The organism is Thalassospira sp. SM2505 (genome assembly GCF_054901115.1).
Genome location: NZ_CM142731.1, coordinates 1,452,934 through 1,470,449 on the forward strand (window position 1 = coordinate 1,452,934; position 17,516 = coordinate 1,470,449).

The window sequence follows — 17,516 nt, forward strand, 5'->3', positions numbered from 1 at the left end:
GGAGTAAGCATCATGGCTTCTCACGACCAAAATTCCACCGCCTCGCAGACATCGGGTCAGCCGAAATGGCAGTTCTGGATTGATCGCGGCGGTACTTTTACCGATATCGTGGCCCGCAAGCCCGATGGTTCGCTTGTCACCCACAAGCTGTTGTCGGAAAACCCGGAACGCTATCGCGATGCAGCCATTCAGGGCATTCGTGAACTTCTTGAAGTTTCGGCAGGCGAGAAAATCCCGGCTGAGAAAATCGAAGCTGTCAAAATGGGCACCACCGTTGCGACCAACGCGCTTCTTGAACGTAAGGGCGACCGCACGGTTCTGGTTACCACCAAGGGCTTCCGCGATGCGCTGCGTCTGGCTTATCAGAACCGCCCGCGTCTTTTTGATCGCAATATCAAGCTGCCAGAAACCCTGTATGAAACCGTGATTGAGGCCGATGGTCGTTTCGACGCCCAGGGGGCTGAGCTGACCCCGCTTGATCGCGACAATTTGCGTAAAGATCTTCAGGCGGCGTTCGATAGCGGCATTCGTGCCTGTGCCATCGTCTTCATGCATGGCTATCGCTATACCGCCCATGAAAATGCGGCGGCCGAAATTGCCCGTGAAGTCGGCTTTACCCAGGTTTCCGTCAGTCACGAAGTCAGCCCGCTGATGAAGCTGGTTTCGCGCGGTGATACCACGGTTGTTGATGCGTACCTGTCGCCGATCCTGCGTCGCTATGTTGATCAGGTTGCCGCCGAGCTTGGTGGTGTGAAGCTGATGTTCATGCAGTCCAATGGTGGCCTGACCGATGCGGCCAAGTTCCAGGGCAAGGATGCGATCCTGTCCGGTCCGGCTGGCGGTGTTGTCGGCATGGTCCGTACAGCAGAAATGGATGGCTTCAAACAGGTCATCGGTTTTGACATGGGCGGCACGTCGACTGACGTCTCCCACTATGACGGCGAATATGAACGTGATTTCGAAACCCAGGTTGCCGGCGTTCGTATGCGCGCACCGATGATGAAAATCCATACGGTTGCGGCCGGTGGCGGTTCGATCCTGCACTTCGATGGCGCGCGTTTCCGTGTGGGTCCGGACAGTGCCGGTGCAAATCCGGGTCCTGCGGCCTATCGTCGTGGCGGTCCGCTTGCGGTTACCGATATCAACGTCATGCTGGGCAAGGTTCAGCCGGACTTCTTCCCGAATGTCTTTGGCCCCGAAGGCAATGAGCCGCTTGATGCTGATGCGGTTCGTGTTGGTTTCGAAGCCATGGCTGCCAAGATCAAGGAAAGCACCGGTCAGGCCCGCACGCCCGAAGAAGTCGCCGAAGGTTTCCTGCGTATTGCTGTTGAAAACATGGCAAACGCGATCAAGCAGATCTCGGTTCAGCGCGGCTATGACGTGACCGACTATATCCTGCAATGCTTCGGCGGTGCCGGTGGTCAGCATGCCTGTCAGGTGGCTGATACCCTTGGCATGACCAAGGTGTTTGTCCATCCGTTTGCCGGTGTTCTGTCGGCTTATGGCATGGGCCTTGCCGATATTCGTGCGATGCGCGAACAGGCGGTCGAGGCGAAACTGGCGTCTGACGCGCTTGCCGGTCTGGATGAGCAGCTTGACAATCTTGCCGTTGATGCCCGTGCCGAATTGCACGAACAGGGCATCCCGGATACCAAGATCACCATGCTCAAAAAGCTGCATCTGCGTTATGACGGCACCGATACGCCGCTGATCGTTGATTTCGGTGATGTTGCTGCCATCAAGGCGCAGTTCGAAGAACAGCACAAGCAGCGCTATGGCTTTGTCATGGATGAAAAGCCGCTGGTCGTTGAAGCGGTTGCGGTCGAAGCCATCGGTGAAACCCAAAGCCTTCCCGATACCGAAGCCGAAGTCACCGGTGACAATGTTGCGATCAGCGCATTGGCAACGCGTCCGGTCGTCTTTGATGGCAAGATCGAGGACACCCCGTTCTACAAGCGCGAAGACCTGAAACCGGGTGCGGTTGTGCGTGGCCCCGCGGTCATCGTCGAACCGGTCGGCACCACCGTGATTGATCCGGGCTGGGAAGCCAAGGTCAATGGTCGTGACCATCTGGTCCTGAACCGTGTTGTCGCGATGAAACGTTCCGAAGCCATCGGCACGCAGGCCGATCCGGTGATGCTTGAAGTCTTCAACAACCTGTTCATGAACATTGCCGAGCAGATGGGTGTAACCCTTGCCAACACCTCGTATTCGGTAAACATCAAGGAACGTCTGGACTTCTCATGTGCGTTGTTTGATCAGGAAGGTCAGCTGATCGCCAACGCACCGCATATGCCGGTCCATCTGGGATCGATGGGTGAGTCGGTTCAGGCCGTCATGCGCAACAATGTCGGTGTTATGAAGCCGGGCGATGTCTATATGCTCAATGACCCGTATAACGGCGGGACGCATCTTCCCGACATCACCCTGATTACCCCGGTCTTTGGTGATGATGGCAAGGACATCCTGTTCTATGTCGCATCGCGTGGTCACCATGCCGATGTCGGCGGGATTACCCCGGGTTCGATGGCCCCGAATTCGCGCATTCTCGAAGAAGAAGGCGTTCTGATCGATAACTTCAAACTGGTTGATCAGGGCAAATTTGACGAAGCTGGCCTGACGGCCCTTCTTGAAGGGGCGAAATACCCGGCCCGTAACCCGTATCAGAACATCGCCGATCTGCGCGCACAGATCGCTGCTAACGAAAAAGGCGTGCAGGAACTGCGCAAGATGGTCGATCACTTTGGCCTTGATGTTGTGCACGCCTATATGGGCCATGTTCAGGACAATGCCGAGGAAAGCGTTCGTCGCGTGATCGACGTTCTCAAAGACGGCGAGTTTTCTTACGAGATGGACAATGGTGCGGTCGTAAAGGCCAAGGTCACCATCCACAAGGAAACCCGTTCGGCGACAGTTGATTTCACCGGCACGTCCGATCAGCTTGATAACAACTTCAACGCACCATCGGCTGTGACCCGTGCAGCGGTTCTTTATGTCTTCAGAACGCTTGTGGATGACGACATTCCGCTTAATGCCGGGTGCCTCAAGCCGGTTAATCTGATCGTGCCCGAAGGTTCTATGCTCAACCCGCGTTATCCGGCCGCCGTTGTTGCCGGTAACGTTGAAACATCACAGCATGTCACCGACACCCTTTATGCCGCCCTTGGCGTCATGTCGGGTGCGCAAGGGACCATGAACAACTTCACCTGGGGCAATGATACGCATCAGTATTATGAAACCATCTGCGGTGGTTCGGGTGCCGGTCCTGACTTTGACGGGACCAGCGGTGTTCATACCCATATGACCAACTCGCGCCTGACCGACCCGGAAGTCCTTGAATGGCGCTTCCCGGTAATGCTCGAAAGCTTTGAAATCCGCAAGGGTTCGGGTGGTAACGGCAAGTTCAAGGGCGGCGATGGCACGACCCGTCGTGTGCGCTTCCTCGAAGATATGACCGCATCGATCCTGTCCAACCACCGTCGCGTGCCTAATCAGGCGGTTGCCGGTGGTGAACCGGGCAAGCTTGGCCGCAACGCCATCGAACGTGTCGATGGTACGGTGATCGAGCTCAAAGGAACCGACGGTGCCCAAATGCATCCGGGTGATGTCTTCATCATCGAAACCCCGGGCGGTGGCGGTTACGGCAAGGCCTAAGGGCCATTGCCAACCCCATCATCCGACCAGACCAGAAACACCGTTTCCCCCAAGTCTTCGGTGTTTCTGGTCCAATACCTCCCTGCTAGAAACTTTGCCGCCCGGAGTTTACCTTCTGGGCGGCATTTTTCTTGATGTTGAAAGGATCGTCCCTACATGGATGGAATATGGGGACTTCTTTGATAATCAACGACATTGTCATTGAGGCGCGCGCTCAAATCAGGGATGATCACAAGCAATGCTTCAATCAAGGATCGGGTTGCCAAAGCCTGCCCGCACGGGCGGCAATCCGGGATCAATCAGGCCGACCTGAACAGACAGGATGAGAGCACCGTGAAATTCTTCATTTTGAACCAGCGCTATTTTGTCATTATCGGCGTTGCGCTTTTGACAGTGATTTCCGTGATTTTTGCCGGGGCGGTTGATGGCTGGTTCTGGGTGCCAGCGGTCATATTTGGTTTGCTGTTTCTGGTCGGTATTCATGACCTGCACCAGACCAGGCATTCGATCCTGCGCAACTATCCGATCAGTGCGCATATCCGCTTTATCCTTGAAAGCTTCCGCCCGGAAATCCGCCAGTATCTTCTGGAAAGCGATCAGGACGAAATCCCGTTCAGCCGTCAGGCCCGTGGCCTTGTCTATCAGCGCGCCAAGGGTGTTGAAGACAAACGTCCGTTTGGCACCATCGAGGATGTCTATAAATCCGGCTATTCCTGGATTACACATTCTGTCGCCCCGACCCACATCACCGATACCGATTTCCGGGTGCGTGTTGGCGGCCCGCATTGCAAGCAGCCCTATGATTGCAGCCTTTATAATATCTCGGCCATGAGTTTTGGTGCGCTGTCGGGCAACGCGATCCTTGCGCTCAACAAGGGGGCGAAAAAGGGGGGCTTTGCCCATGATACCGGCGAAGGCAGCATTTCACGCTATCACCGCGAAGGCGGTGGTGATCTGATCTATCAGGTGGCATCGGGTTATTTCGGTGCGCGCAACGATGACGGCACATTTTCCGAGGAAAAATTTGCCAAGACTGCCTCTGACCCGCAGGTCAAAATGATCGAGCTTAAACTCAGCCAAGGGGCAAAGCCCGGTCATGGCGGCATGTTGCCCGCGGCCAAGATCACAGCCGAAATTGCCGAGGCCCGTGGCATTCCGATGGGGCTGGACTGTGTTTCGCCCTCGGCACACAGCACATTCTCAACCCCGATTGGCTTGATGGAATTCATTGGCAAACTGCGCGATCTTTCCGGTGGCAAGCCGGTGGGCTTTAAACTTTGTATCGGCCATCGCCGTGAATTCATGTCCATCGTCAAGGCGATGCTCAAAACCGGTATCACGCCTGATTTCATTGTGGTCGACGGCAAGGAAGGCGGTACCGGTGCTGCCCCGGTTGAATTCGCCAACCGTGTCGGCATGCCGATGCAGGAAGGGCTTACCTTTGTTCATAATGCCCTTCGTGGGGCGGGTCTTCGCGATCAGATCAAAATCGGTGCCGCGGGTAAAATCGTTTCGGCCTTTGATATTGCGCGGACCCTTGCCCTTGGGGCGGACTGGTGTAACGCAGCACGCGGCTTCATGTTTGCACTGGGCTGTATTCAGGCGCAAAGCTGTCACACCAACTGCTGTCCGGTGGGCATCGCGACACAGGATAAAATCCGCCAACGCGCCCTGGTGCCCGAGGATAAAAGCGAACGCGTCGCACGGTTCCACAAAAACACCATGCATGCGCTGGCCGAAATCACCGGTGCGGCTGGCCTGACCGATCCGCGCAACTTCATGCCCTATCACTTCATGGTCCGCCAAAAGGACAATGAGTTTCTTGATGGCAACGAAGCCTATCCATACCTGCCCGAAGGTTTCCTTGTTGCCGAAAACGAGACCCCGGAACTGGCAGAATGGCATTCGCGTTGGGGCAGGGCATCTGCGGAAACCTTTGCGCCCAAGGAAATCCCGTTTGGGCCCTATAAGCGACATACCGAAGAAGTCAGCAAAGCTGCCCAATAGGATTGGAAATTCCCATGGCTGTTAAACGCATTGTTGCAAATTTCGCGGTTGACGACATCGCCAAGGCGGTAAGTTTTTACGAGGATATCCTTGGCCTTGATACCGTGATGGATCATGGCTGGATCAGAACCTTTGCGGTTGCCGGTCAGACCATGACGACGCAAGTCAACTTCGCCACCGAGGGCGGCTCAGGCACCCCGGTCCCCGAAATGTCCATTGAGGTCGATAACCTTGATGAAATGCTGGGTAAAATGACCTATGCCGGGATCAGGATCGAATATGGTCCGGCGGACGAGCCGTGGGGTGTGCGGCGGTTCTATGTCCGGGACCCATTCGGGAAGCTGGTCAATATTCTGGAACATAAATGACAAAAGCCCGGCAGATATCGCCGGGCTTTTGGTCTCAGACCTCAATAATGCAAGGCGGTACGCAATCAGATCATCCAGCCGGTCGGGTTCGGATGGGGAACACCGGTGCGCAGACCGTTCAGACCCTTCACCATGCGAATGATGAACCAGACCAGAGCTGCCAGCAGAATGAACCAGCCGATGATGATCATCGAGGTGATTGAGCCAACCACGATGTAAAGTATGTAAATCCAGAAGGTCCGGATCAGGAAACGGTAATGCGTTTTCGCCCATTCCGGTGCATCGCCTTTTTTCACATAGGCAAAGATCAAACCGACCAGCCCCACCAGCGGGAGCACAATCCCGACAAGATAAAGGATATAGATCAGACGAATATTTCCGGTGAAACCTTCGTCTCCGGTGGTTTCAATGCTTACAGAGTTTGTGTCGGTCATTGTATGGTCCCGCATATATTTTTGTTTGGTGCTTGCGCAAGATAATCCCGTAATGCGTGCAAATATATTTGGCAGGGAACTGTCCGCTTTTGCAAGATAAGACTTTGCAAAAGCGGATTTTTATACGGTTTTGACAAAGCGGGTTAGCGCAGTTTCTGTTAAGTCAGGCAGCGCGCTGCATTTCCACAGTCGGGATATCGCGATCGGGCACCGGGCCAGTCACAAGGAAGCCGAATTTGCGGTAAAAGGCCTTGGCGCGTTCATTATGGGCAACGACTGTCAGGCGTACATTGGTGCGTGCACCTTTTTCGGCCAGCGCATCAAGGGCTGCGATCATCAATGCCTTGCCTGCACCACTGCCATGGGATGCCGGATCGACCATGATCCAGTCGATTTCAGGAACATCATGGATGGCAATTACATAGCCCAGAAGGGTGTCGTCCTTGGTGGCGACATAGACCGTGTGATTGGAACTGCCAAGGGCAAGCTCAAAGACACCGGTCGATTTTTCGACATAGTGCGCGACCAGACTGGCCGCAGAATCGCCCATGCCGTCGATGAAATATGTTGAGTCAGTTGCGCGTTTGGTAAGGTCGCGGATGAACGGAAGGTCGTCGGCAGTGCCTTTGCGGATCTGCATTTTTTATGCTCGTATGCGTTATTCTATTTTGCGGGTTCCAAGACCCTGGCACGCAGTCTGGGCCAAAATTCATACCATGTCGTTAATGGATGAAAGATGGTGTGACAATTTTTCAAATTACCATACGAAATATGCGAAAGGCTGCTATCGCTGACGGTTACGCTTGTCGCGATACATTTCCAGATCAGCAACCGCCATCATGTCCTCAAGACTTTGGTTAAGCGGTTCAAAGAAGACAGATGCGCCCGAACTGATTTGCGGGGTTTCGCGGATCGGGGATTTTGATGTTGGTACAGTCAGTTTGACCTGGCTAAGGGCGTTGCGTACGCGCGCAATGATTGTTGTGAGATCCCCGCGATTGCGCACATAGCCCAGAACTGCAAATTCATCCCCGCCAATCCGGCCGCAAATATCCACCTCGCGGATGCTTTCGGTGATGGCATCACCAACAGCACGCAAGGCGGCGTCCCCGGCAGCATGTCCGTAATCGTCATTCCAGTGTTTCATATTGTCGAGATCAATGAAGATGATCCCGATATTGTGGTGATATCGTTTGGCGATCCTGATTTTCTGGTGGGCAAGCAATTCGAACCCGGCGCGGTTATTCAGGCCGGTCAAGGGATCGCTCATCGACAGGTTGCGCATGATTTCGAACTGTTCATACAGGCGCAGGTCCGCTTCGATCAGATCGCGAAAGACCTCCATCAATTCCTGCTGGGTCTGATCATAGCCGGTCGGATTGGTGTCAAAAACGCAAAGGGTGCCAAAGACCGATCCATTCGGCCATAAAAGCGGCATCCCCAAATAGGATATATATCCATCATCGACACGGTCGGGGTTATCGGTCCATTCGGGTTTGTCCGTTGAATCCGGTTCGTAAAAGGCGGCCTTGGTCATGACGACCCGTCGGCAATAAAGGTTCGAGTTTGCTGGCTGGGGAATAAGCGAAACCTTGGGATTGGGATTTTCGGGGTTCTGGCTGGTGAGTGCGGATAGATAGCCAAGATTTTCATTATACTCGATCACATAACCGGCCGTTGCACCCAGCAATCGGGTCATCAGATCGACAACGCGCTGCCACTTGTCGAGGGATGCCTGCATCGCCTCGTCCTGTGTGAGCCAGTCGACTGTTTTGAGCATGACCATTCTGACCGCCTTTGTCTTATACAGCCCGGTTATCCAAGCCCGCTTTGTGGCTTTCGTTCGGGTTTGTTATTTTCATATTTGTCTAATGCGCGGCGAGAACAAGCTGTCTTTTCCATCATTTACCCCCAAAAGCCCGCCGGGCCGGAGAACAAGAATGGCAGCAAGCAATCCGAAAACGGCAACGTCGCGATAGGCCCCGCCAAAATATCCAGACCAGAATGCCTCGGTCAGGCCAATGACAAAACCACCAAGCCAAGCCCCGCGCATCTGCCCGATCCCGCCCAGAATGGCCGCAACCAGTGCCTTGAATCCGAAAAGTGTACCGGAATGAAAGTTAATCACGCCATAACGCAATGCCATTATCGCACCAGTAATACCACACAAGAATCCCGCCAGTACAAATGATTGACTTTCAATGCGTTGCAGGGACACGCCGCACAGGCTCGCGGCAATCCGGTCCTGACTGATTGCCCGCCATTGCCGACCAAACCGGGTTCTGGCCATCAACCAGATCAGGCCAATGCCGACCAAAACTGCCATGCCAATCGACAGAACATCAAATCCGAGAACGCGTACGACAAAGTGGTCACTGCGCAGGACCGGAAATGAATATTGCCAAAGTGGCGGCAGATTGAAATTCCGCGCCGAAATGATGATCCGGACAAATTCCTGAATGAATAAAACGCATCCGAGTGATGCGACAACGATCGCCCGGCCTCCTGCGGCCTTGCGTCCCAGCGGGCCGAACACATTCCGCCATGTCAGATGACTAAGCCCGGTTCCGACAAACATTGCAATCAGGGTCGCAGCGGTCACGATCGGGACAATGTTCCAGCCGATCCTTGATGACAGCAACAATCCCGTGATGACGGTCGAAAGGGCCGCTGTCATGACGATCTCGCCAAAGGCCAGATTGATGCGCCCGATCAGCCCGTAAATCAGGGTAAATGACAGGGCAAGCAATCCGTAAATCGCCCCGCGCGACAATCCGTTGATCGCCAACTGAACACCATAGGCCAGTCTCGATCGGATGTCGGGAACATTGGCCATCAATCCGTGCCGGTCGGCATTCTCATATCGTTCCAACGCGTAACTTCCAACCCGATCAAGCCAGAAGCGGTTGAGGATCGACAGATGGGTCGGCGAGATCGTGCCATATCGACTGGTCTCAATCCCGATCAGGATGCCGGGACTGTTGGGCATTTCGGCTGCCGCAAACTGACAGGTCAAACGATGTATCGGTAAGGATGTCGGAGGAACCGATGAGTGGGTCTTGGGAATGAAGGATGGGGACGGATCAAGAAGGATCTGATAGCGCAGGGTAATGTGCGTCGGGTCTTCAATCTCATCAAACCGGGTCAAAAGGCGGATTTTCGAAACGTCATCTTCGATCCCAGGCAGGGCAATTCGGCAGATATTGAAATTCCAGGGATTTTCAGGCTGACAGGCCATGAGGCCGATGGCCATTAACGGCATCAGCAAGACCAAACGCCAATGATGTAAAATCCTCAGCAGTTGACGCACGCAATCCCCCGGCGGAGTTGGTGATGTCATATCCTGCTTGATTTTAAGCTTTTTACAAGAACGTGATCACATTCCTTGACGGATTATTGCCCCTTTTTCTTGCGATCAGGGGCAACTGGTTTCAGACTTGCCGCAATTAACCAGATCAAACTCGAAACAGGAGACGCCCGCATGGCAGACGTGATCGACTATACGATCCATGGCGAAGAAATGCAGTTGGTTGAGATCGAACTTGATCCGGGCGAGGGTGTCCGGGCCGAAGCAGGGGCCATGATGTATATGGGCGATGGCATTGCCATGCAGACCGGAACGGGCGGTGGCCTGTTTTCCGGTTTCAAGCGCATGCTGACCGGCGAAGGGTTCTTTATCACAAGCTTTGTTCATGAAGGATCCGGCAAGGGACATGTCGCCTTTGCCGCCCCCTATCCGGGCAAGGTCGTGCCACTTGATCTTGTCGAACATGGTGGGGAAATCATCTGTCAGAAAGATGCGTTTCTGTGTGCCGCAGCCGGAATTGATATTGATATCGCCTTTTCCAAGAAACTTGGCGCGGGTCTGTTTGGTGGCGAGGGTTTTATTCTGCAGCGTTTGCGCGGGGATGGCATGGCCTTCATGCATGCGGGGGGCACGATCATTCGCAAGGATTTGCAACCCGGTCAGACATTGCGTGTTGATACCGGCGCACTGGTCGCCATGACACCGTCCATCGATTATTCGATCAAGTTTGTGGGCGGCTTTACCAACGCACTGTTTGGTGGTGAGGGGCTTTTTGTCACGACCCTTGAAGGACCGGGGACAGTATGGCTGCAAAGCCTGCCATTCTCACGGCTTGCAGATCGTATCGCAGCGGCTTTGCCACAGGATCGTAATAAGGGATAAAGCGACGCGATTACTGCAGGCAGGGGCGCGAAGGCGTCCCCGCCTGCAATTGCATTATCCGGCCTGCTGGTTGTCCGGGGTTCTGAGGTTGAAACCTGTCAACCATTCAAGAATGAGGTCGCCATTCGCATCAACCCACTGACGGGCAAGGGCGCTGGCGGTTGCGCCATCGCGAAGACGGGACAACAATTCAACAAGTTCATCATTCGGGATAACAAAATTCTCAAGCAGGTTGGAAAGCTCGGGAAGATCGTTTGCCAGCGCCTGACGATAGGCAAGACGAATGTCTGTGTCAGGCCAGCTTGTGCCTGCCCGGTTCAATGACGTCTGATCACCATTCATGATCTGTTGCCATATTTCGGGATCATGACTGTCGGACCTGATGAAGGTAACGTCGGCACGGGTGAAAATCGTGTCGGGGTAATAGCAGAAGAACAGGGATGGCCGTTTGGTCAGAGCATTGCGTTGCACCAGTGTGCTCAGGATCTGGTAATCAAATTCCCTGAAATCATAGAGTTCGTTCAGGCCATATGCGCCAAGCCGTTCACGTTCAATTTCCGATGATGCCCATCCTTCATCTCCGACCCAGATATCGCCTTTGCCATCACCGGACATGTCAAACTGTCCAGATATAGCGGGATTTTTCAGGTCCTTGATGGTTAGAGGCCCTGCCGCAGCATTATCAAATCCCGCATAGCACAACCCCTGTTTCCCTGCGACCCGGTTGGTGCTGAGTTTGACGGTGCCAAATGCCCGGACATATCGACGGATCAGCCTCGGATTGTTCTGAACCCAGATTTCCGGATGGATGTCGATGCGACCATCAGAGTCACTCATTTCGCGGAAAGCCTGATCATTTGCGCTGCTGATCAGGTTTGCAGACCGGTGAATATATTCTTCGATGATATTGGCCAGGATATGGGCCTTGATCTCAGCCGAGGGCCAGTCAAGCAGGGCGATATCAATTTCGCTGCGTCCCTGTGTACCCAGAATGGCAAGCGGTGACGTTTCGGGCATCGGGTTCTTTTCAAAGGATTGATAGAGGAACCCGTAGCCAAATCCGCCAACCAGAAATGAAAACACCGCAAAGACCCAATAAATTGCCGGGCCGGTATCAATGTCGAAGGATTTTGATTTCAGTGTGTTGATAATCTGTTGCGAAATATCTGGCTTGGTATCGGGAGCTTTGTCGGCCCTGTCGGCGGGTTCACCTGCGAGTTTGTCGATATATTGCAGGATACTCCTGCATTGCAGGGCATGATCCCGCCGGATTTGCGTGTATTTGTCGCGGTCATGGATGATCAGCAAAAGATAGATCATTGATGTAGCGACGATCATTGCAAACAGCGATGCCGATAATGTTTCGGGCCGGAAGATCAGCGAAAACAGAACGTTGGTCGCACCCAGCAAAATCAGGATCACATATTCGCCCGGTGTGATCCGGTCACTTTCAAGGGTGAGCATCTTGTCGCCGATCCGAAACAGCTCAAGTACCTGTTCACGGTTTTCATCGGATTTGGAATAGGCCGGAAGAATGGAAGACTTTAGTGTTTCTGTATGTTCCTGCGTTTTCCCCAATACCCGAACATCGTCAAAGGCGCGCAAGAATGTATGAAGATGGATCAGGCTGTATTCGCGCAGCAGGCTGAAATGGCTCAGTCGAGCCACTTTGTGTTCGCTCTGTTCGCAAATCGCCATCAGCTTCTGGCGGAAATCCCCCAAAAGGTCCTCGCGTTCGCGGTTGAGGGATGTGGATCGTTCAAGCGCAAAGGTTGCAAGCAGAACAAAGAAGACAGTCGATACAGCAAGCAGGTCGTAGTAATTGTCGATGGTTGCCACAGGAACGACCAGAAGCCAGATCCCGATCAGGCAGATAGCAATAAACAGGAACAGCAGCGACGACTTCAGCGGATATTTAAGAGCCAGGAAAATATTCGATGAAACAATCAGCACAGAGGCGACTGCCTCGTACTGGGTCAGCAGGCGGCTATCAACAAGCGCCAGAATAATGACCGATCCGATCGGCATCAGGTACCAAAGAATGCCGACCGATGCATTTTCCGCCTGAAACACCGACAGGTCATAAAGCAGGCTGCCAATGGCAAGAATGAAGATGCCAACACAGGCAATCTGGAACATATTGAACAGATCGATATCGACAAGCTGCGGTTCACTGACAAACAGGGCAACAAGGAACAGTGGTGCAGCAAGGCTTCTGGCAAAGGTCTCAGTCAACAGACCCTTTTTGAAGTTACTTAGGGCAAGATTTTCTTCGTCAGAAACCTGTTTCCAGCCATCCATACATTTCATGCGAAACAGGCAGTTGGTCGCCATTGCGATGCCGCCAAGGAAGGCAAGGCCAATGGTCTTGAACATTTCGCCTTCAAGCAGGATCCAGTCGGCAAAGTCCATATTTGGTGCCGTCAGAAGGACAAACCCAGCGAACGCCGCGCCCGAGAAAATATAGTCATTTACCGTGATCTTGCCGGTCTTGTTCCGGTAGGCCGTATCGATATAGAGAAACAGGATCGGCCAGGTTTCAAAAACCAGAATGGCAACCACGTCAAAATCAGACGACGATTTCAAAGCCCCGTACAACAGAAGATGATTAAGACAAATCATCAGTCCGGAAGTCAGCGTGGGCAGGGCAAGCAGACGGAAACGGGTACGGGAAAGTAAAACCCTGCCCAGATGTGCTATTTGACGGCGAAAGACAATGAACGCAAATATCAGGGTCGAAACAGCAGCAAAGCTGTGCGCCATTGCGGCGACCTGAAACATTCCGATCTGGTCAACAAGATGGTTGACGACCGGGGGATACAGCATCCACAGGCCGACCGACAGGACCATGAGAACAAGTGGCTGTTTGTATGTCCACGTGGCAAATTGCCGAACCATGGCGTTCTCCTGAGGGTATCGGATGCTAGATCGCTGAATTCATTTCGATCTTCCAAAATATTGGATTGTCCTCAGGGCTCAACCCCTGAGGGGAAAAAATGTCAAAATTGCAGGAATGCGCAAAAGGTAATACCAATTTCGGGGATCCCGGCGTAAGGTAGAAACCCCTTGTCGCGGGGGACTGGCTTGGGCCCCGCATAGGACAAACCGGTTTTCCGACTGCCACCAGGAACTAAAGGCCAAAGAATAACATCATGTCAGATCGCAAATATGAACGCATCGAAACCCCCGAAAGCCTGATCAGCGCGCTGCGCGAAATGCTGGGGGATCGTCTTTCAACGGCGGCTGCCGTACTCGAACAGCATGGCAAGGATGAAAGCTGGCATGAGGCGTCTCCACCTGATGCGGTTGTTTTTGCAACCTCGACCGAAGAAGTTGCTGAAGTCGTCAAGCTGTGTGCAGCACATGAAGTTCCGATTGTGCCGTTTGGTACCGGTTCATCACTTGAAGGCCATGTTGCAGCCCTGCGCGGTGGTATCTGCATTGATCTGTCACGTATGGATGCGATCATCGAGGTCAACGAAGCCGATCTCGATTGTCGGGTTCAGGCCGGTGTGACCCGTGAACAGCTTAACGAGCATTTGCGTGACACGGGTTTGTTCTTCCCGATTGATCCGGGTGCCAATGCTTCAATCGGGGGCATGACAGCGACCCGCGCGTCGGGGACGAATGCGGTTCGTTACGGCACCATGCGTGAAAACGTATTAAGCCTGACCGTGGTGACACCGGATGGCAAAATCATCAAGACAGCTAACCGTGCGCGCAAATCGTCGGCGGGTTATGATCTGACCCGGCTGTTTGTCGGATCAGAAGGCACCCTTGGCGTTATTACCGAGATCGGCTTGAAGCTTTACGGTATCCCCGAAGCCATGTCAGCGGCTGTTTGCGCCTTCCCGACTGTGGATGCGGCTGTTGATACGGTAATCCTGACCATTCAGGCCGGTATTCCGGTTGCACGTATCGAGTTTCTTGATGAATTGCAGGTACGTGCGGTCAATAACTATTCGAAGCTGGACCATAAGGAAGCACCGACACTGTTCTTTGAATTCCATGGCACCGAGGCCGGGGTCAAGGAACAAGCCGAGTTTGTGCAGTCGGTTGCAGAAGAATATGGTGCCGAGGAATTCCAGTGGGCCACCCGTCAGGAAGATCGTAACAAGCTTTGGGCTGCGCGTCACAAGGCCTATTATGCATCGCTGCAGCTGGAGCCGGGCAAGGCTGGCATGCCGACCGATGTCTGTGTGCCGATTTCAAGACTGGCCGAGGCCATTTCAGAAACCCGTGCCGATTGTGATGCGAGCCCGCTGACCTGCACCATCATTGGTCATGTCGGGGATGGCAATTTCCACACCCTGATCCTGCTTGATCCCGAAGATCCGGCACAAATGGAAGAAGCCAACCGTCTGCATAGGCGCATGGTCGAACGTGCCCTGAAACTTGGTGGTACCTGCACGGGTGAACATGGTATCGGCTATGGCAAGCTTGATTTCATGGTGACCGAACATGGCGAGGATACGATTGCGCTGATGCGTGCCATCAAGGCGGCAATCGATCCGAAAGGTCTGATGAATCCCGGTAAGTTGATTCCGGGTCTTTAAATCATCATACAATTTGAAATGTATTGAAAAACGGGGCCCGATGGCCCCGTTTTTTGTTAAAAGCGAAATGACAGGGACAGCGACCCGAACTGGTCCGCACCACTTTGGGCGGTGAATTCCGGGGTGCGATAAACATGGGTGTAGGTCAGGCGCGCCTGACCTACAATGACCGCAAAACCGATCTGAAGATCGCCGACCAGCGGCTCCTTGTCGACCGATGCGCTATCGGCAAAAGTATTGCCGTCAAGGGTGATATCGCGCAGCACATAGCGCCCGGCAAACCCGGCAAAAAGATAGCCGCTTATCGGGAACCCTTCGGTGTCCGGAACAAAGAAATCGGACCCCGGAAGACTCGGTCGAATGCGTGGCGGCCCATAATCGGCAGGAAGGTCAAAACCCATGCGGAACATGGTCCCAAGTTCCGCATTGGTAAAGGCGTTGCCAAGGGTGACGGCGCCATGCGGGGTCGCATCAAATTCGATCCCGGCAATGTCTGCTTCAAACCAGCTGCGATATTTCCGTTCATAGGTCAGGCCGATAATCGGCTCGTTTTTGATCTGGTTGTCCCAGCCTTTGGGGCGGGGACTGTCAATGACCTTGTGGACAAAGTCCTGGGTTTTATCGGCAAGGGATGCCGGTCCGACGACACCCAGTGTCAGTTCCAGTGTGTCGATCCGCGAATAGTTGCTTTCGCCATCATCGCTACGAAGTCCGGTATCTGACAAAAGTCCGGCGGTGCCATACAGCATTCCGGCCCAGGGGCGGTCGTTGGGCTGGTTTTCCGCAATCGTAATGTCATCAGGGGTATACATGGTTTGTCCCAGCGAATAGCTGGTGCGGATGCGTCCGTCGGATGCAAAAAACGGAATCTGTTTGGCGACATTCAGAAACGCAGCCGGGGCGCTGTCTTCTGGTGACACAAAGGCAAGGCGCACGCCGTTTGTATAATGCTGATCACTGTTGCTTGGCGTAAACAGATCGTTCTCGACGGATAGGGATACCCCCCATTTCTGGTCAGGTGTGCGGGTTGATTGTGGACCATCGGCGGTATTGGTCTGTGCATATGCAACACCCATTCCGGCCATAAAGGCAATCAGAGAGGTTGAAAGGGCGACAACATGACGCACTGCCGGAGCCTGATACATGGTTAACTTATCTCATGAACGCAGATGGTTGCAGGAATAGGGTTTGCAGGCTCACTGTTGACGACAGAATTTGGACAATTTGTGGCGGGATTTCCAGAACTCTATTTGGTTCCATGACATCACACAACAGCGGGTGATGACTAAACACTCCGTCGCACGGATTGTTCCAACAATACGACGAATGACAGAATGTGATCGAACGGCGGACATGAAAACGCCGCCCGGTCGGGGCGGCGTTTGTGTTCCTTATCGCTGTGGCTGGCGGTCATGGTACCTGACGACGCAAACGGGGGACGTCAGACTGGCTGGTATCTACGATTCCGCGATAGGCATGCCAGCTTGAATAGCCCAGAAGTGGCATGATAACGGCCAGTCCGAACATCAGGACAACCATGCCGCATGCAGCCAGAATGGCAATCACAGCAGCCCAGCCGACCAGAACTTTCCAGTTCTTGCGAAACGCATTTACGCTGATAATCACGGCACTGATCACATCAACGTCGCGATCCACCAGAAGCGGGATCGAGACAACCGATATGGCAAAGACAATGAATGCCAGTGCCCCGCCAAGGATGCTGCCAGTGATCAGGAAGGTCATGGCATCACGTGAAAAGAATGTTTCCCAGATCAGGACATCAAGTGACGGCATCGTGCCGTTGTAAAACAATGCAAAAAGCAGCATCGCAATACGCGTCCAGGCCAGAAAGAACAGCATCAGGACAACGCCGATGGCCCCGATCTGACCGGGATTGCGTCGGAAACCGTTCAGACTGTGCCAGATGGTGACATTTTCACCCATCTCAAGCCGCCGGCTGGTTTCATACAGGCCAACCGCAACCAGCGGGGCCAGCAGCATGAACCCGGCGGCCAGTGGCAATGTCAGATAGGGTTGGCCGGTTTGAAAGATACTCAGCACAACAAGCCATCCGGCAATAACGCAAAAAGCACCATAGGTCAGGCCAATGGCCGGTGTTTGTTTGAAGTCGCGCCATCCGGCCTGCAACCAGGAGCCGGACTGGTCTGTTGTGATGGTGCGGATGGTGATGCCATGCAGGCTTGGTTCGACCGTGTTTTCCGGGGTTTCGATTATTGTCTCGGCCATTTTATCCTCCCTGTCGCCTTGAAGCGCGCCAAACTTTCGGCAGAAATGAAAGTCAGGATTG

General features: G+C 53.7%; 12 protein-coding genes. 5 read left to right on the forward strand and 7 right to left on the reverse strand.

Translation table 11 applies throughout. From position 1 onward, the window contains the following. Positions 1-12: 12 nt before the first annotated feature. From ACTU44_RS06540 to ACTU44_RS06550, 3 genes are all read left to right on the forward strand, one after another. Complete coding sequence (locus ACTU44_RS06540; RefSeq protein ID WP_462096992.1) at positions 13-3,654, forward strand: hydantoinase B/oxoprolinase family protein; 3,642 nt, start codon at positions 13-15, stop codon at positions 3,652-3,654. A gap of 225 nt (positions 3,655-3,879) precedes the next feature. Continuing rightward, positions 3,880-5,661, forward strand: a complete 1,782-nt coding sequence (locus tag ACTU44_RS06545; protein ID WP_462096993.1) for an FMN-binding glutamate synthase family protein — start codon at positions 3,880-3,882, stop codon at positions 5,659-5,661. A 14-nt stretch (positions 5,662-5,675) separates the two neighbouring features. Further along, positions 5,676-6,029: a VOC family protein gene (locus ACTU44_RS06550; RefSeq protein ID WP_462096994.1), complete on the forward strand. Its 354-nt coding sequence runs from the start codon at positions 5,676-5,678 to the stop codon at positions 6,027-6,029. Positions 6,030-6,094: 65 nt separating this feature from the next. On the opposite strand, the gene ACTU44_RS06555 is transcribed toward ACTU44_RS06550, so the two are convergent. The 4 genes from ACTU44_RS06555 to ACTU44_RS06570 all read right to left on the reverse strand — a co-directional run bounded on the left by ACTU44_RS06555 (position 6,095) and on the right by ACTU44_RS06570 (position 9,716). Beyond that, a complete protein-coding gene (locus tag ACTU44_RS06555; protein ID WP_114099629.1) occupies positions 6,095-6,463 on the reverse strand; it encodes a DUF4870 family protein in 369 nt (122 codons plus the stop codon). 163 nt (positions 6,464-6,626) lie between these two features. Further along, positions 6,627-7,103 (reverse strand): GNAT family N-acetyltransferase, encoded by a 477-nt coding sequence (locus ACTU44_RS06560; RefSeq protein WP_336080309.1) that lies wholly within the window; start codon positions 7,101-7,103, stop codon positions 6,627-6,629. Positions 7,104-7,247: 144 nt separating this feature from the next. After that, a complete protein-coding gene (locus ACTU44_RS06565; RefSeq protein WP_462096995.1) occupies positions 7,248-8,243 on the reverse strand; it encodes a sensor domain-containing diguanylate cyclase in 996 nt (331 codons plus the stop codon). A 78-nt stretch (positions 8,244-8,321) separates the two neighbouring features. After that, the gene (locus tag ACTU44_RS06570) at positions 8,322-9,716 is read right to left on the reverse strand and encodes a branched-chain amino acid ABC transporter permease (protein ID WP_462096996.1); all 1,395 of its coding nucleotides are present in this window, start codon (positions 9,714-9,716) and stop codon (positions 8,322-8,324) included. A gap of 228 nt (positions 9,717-9,944) precedes the next feature. Between ACTU44_RS06570 and ACTU44_RS06575 the strand changes: the two genes are divergently transcribed. Then, a complete protein-coding gene (locus tag ACTU44_RS06575; protein ID WP_114099540.1) occupies positions 9,945-10,652 on the forward strand; it encodes a TIGR00266 family protein in 708 nt (235 codons plus the stop codon). Between the two features lie 54 nt (positions 10,653-10,706). Here ACTU44_RS06575 and ACTU44_RS06580 read toward each other — a convergent pair whose 3' ends face one another. Then, complete coding sequence (locus ACTU44_RS06580) at positions 10,707-13,550, reverse strand: glycine betaine ABC transporter substrate-binding protein (RefSeq protein WP_462096997.1); 2,844 nt, start codon at positions 13,548-13,550, stop codon at positions 10,707-10,709. A gap of 254 nt (positions 13,551-13,804) precedes the next feature. Here ACTU44_RS06580 and ACTU44_RS06585 point away from each other — a divergent pair, with 254 nt between their 5' ends. Next, positions 13,805-15,208 carry an FAD-linked oxidase C-terminal domain-containing protein gene (locus ACTU44_RS06585; protein WP_462096998.1) on the forward strand — a complete coding sequence of 468 codons (1,404 nt, stop codon included), beginning with the start codon at positions 13,805-13,807 and terminating at the stop codon, positions 15,206-15,208. 56 nt (positions 15,209-15,264) lie between these two features. Here the strand turns inward: ACTU44_RS06585 and ACTU44_RS06590 are convergent, their stop codons facing one another. Continuing rightward, positions 15,265-16,353 carry a lipid A deacylase LpxR family protein gene (locus ACTU44_RS06590; protein WP_114099537.1) on the reverse strand — a complete coding sequence of 363 codons (1,089 nt, stop codon included), beginning with the start codon at positions 16,351-16,353 and terminating at the stop codon, positions 15,265-15,267. A 265-nt stretch (positions 16,354-16,618) separates the two neighbouring features. Next, a complete protein-coding gene (locus ACTU44_RS06595) occupies positions 16,619-17,455 on the reverse strand; it encodes a DUF2189 domain-containing protein (protein WP_114099536.1) in 837 nt (278 codons plus the stop codon). Between the last annotated feature and the right edge of the window lie 61 nt (positions 17,456-17,516).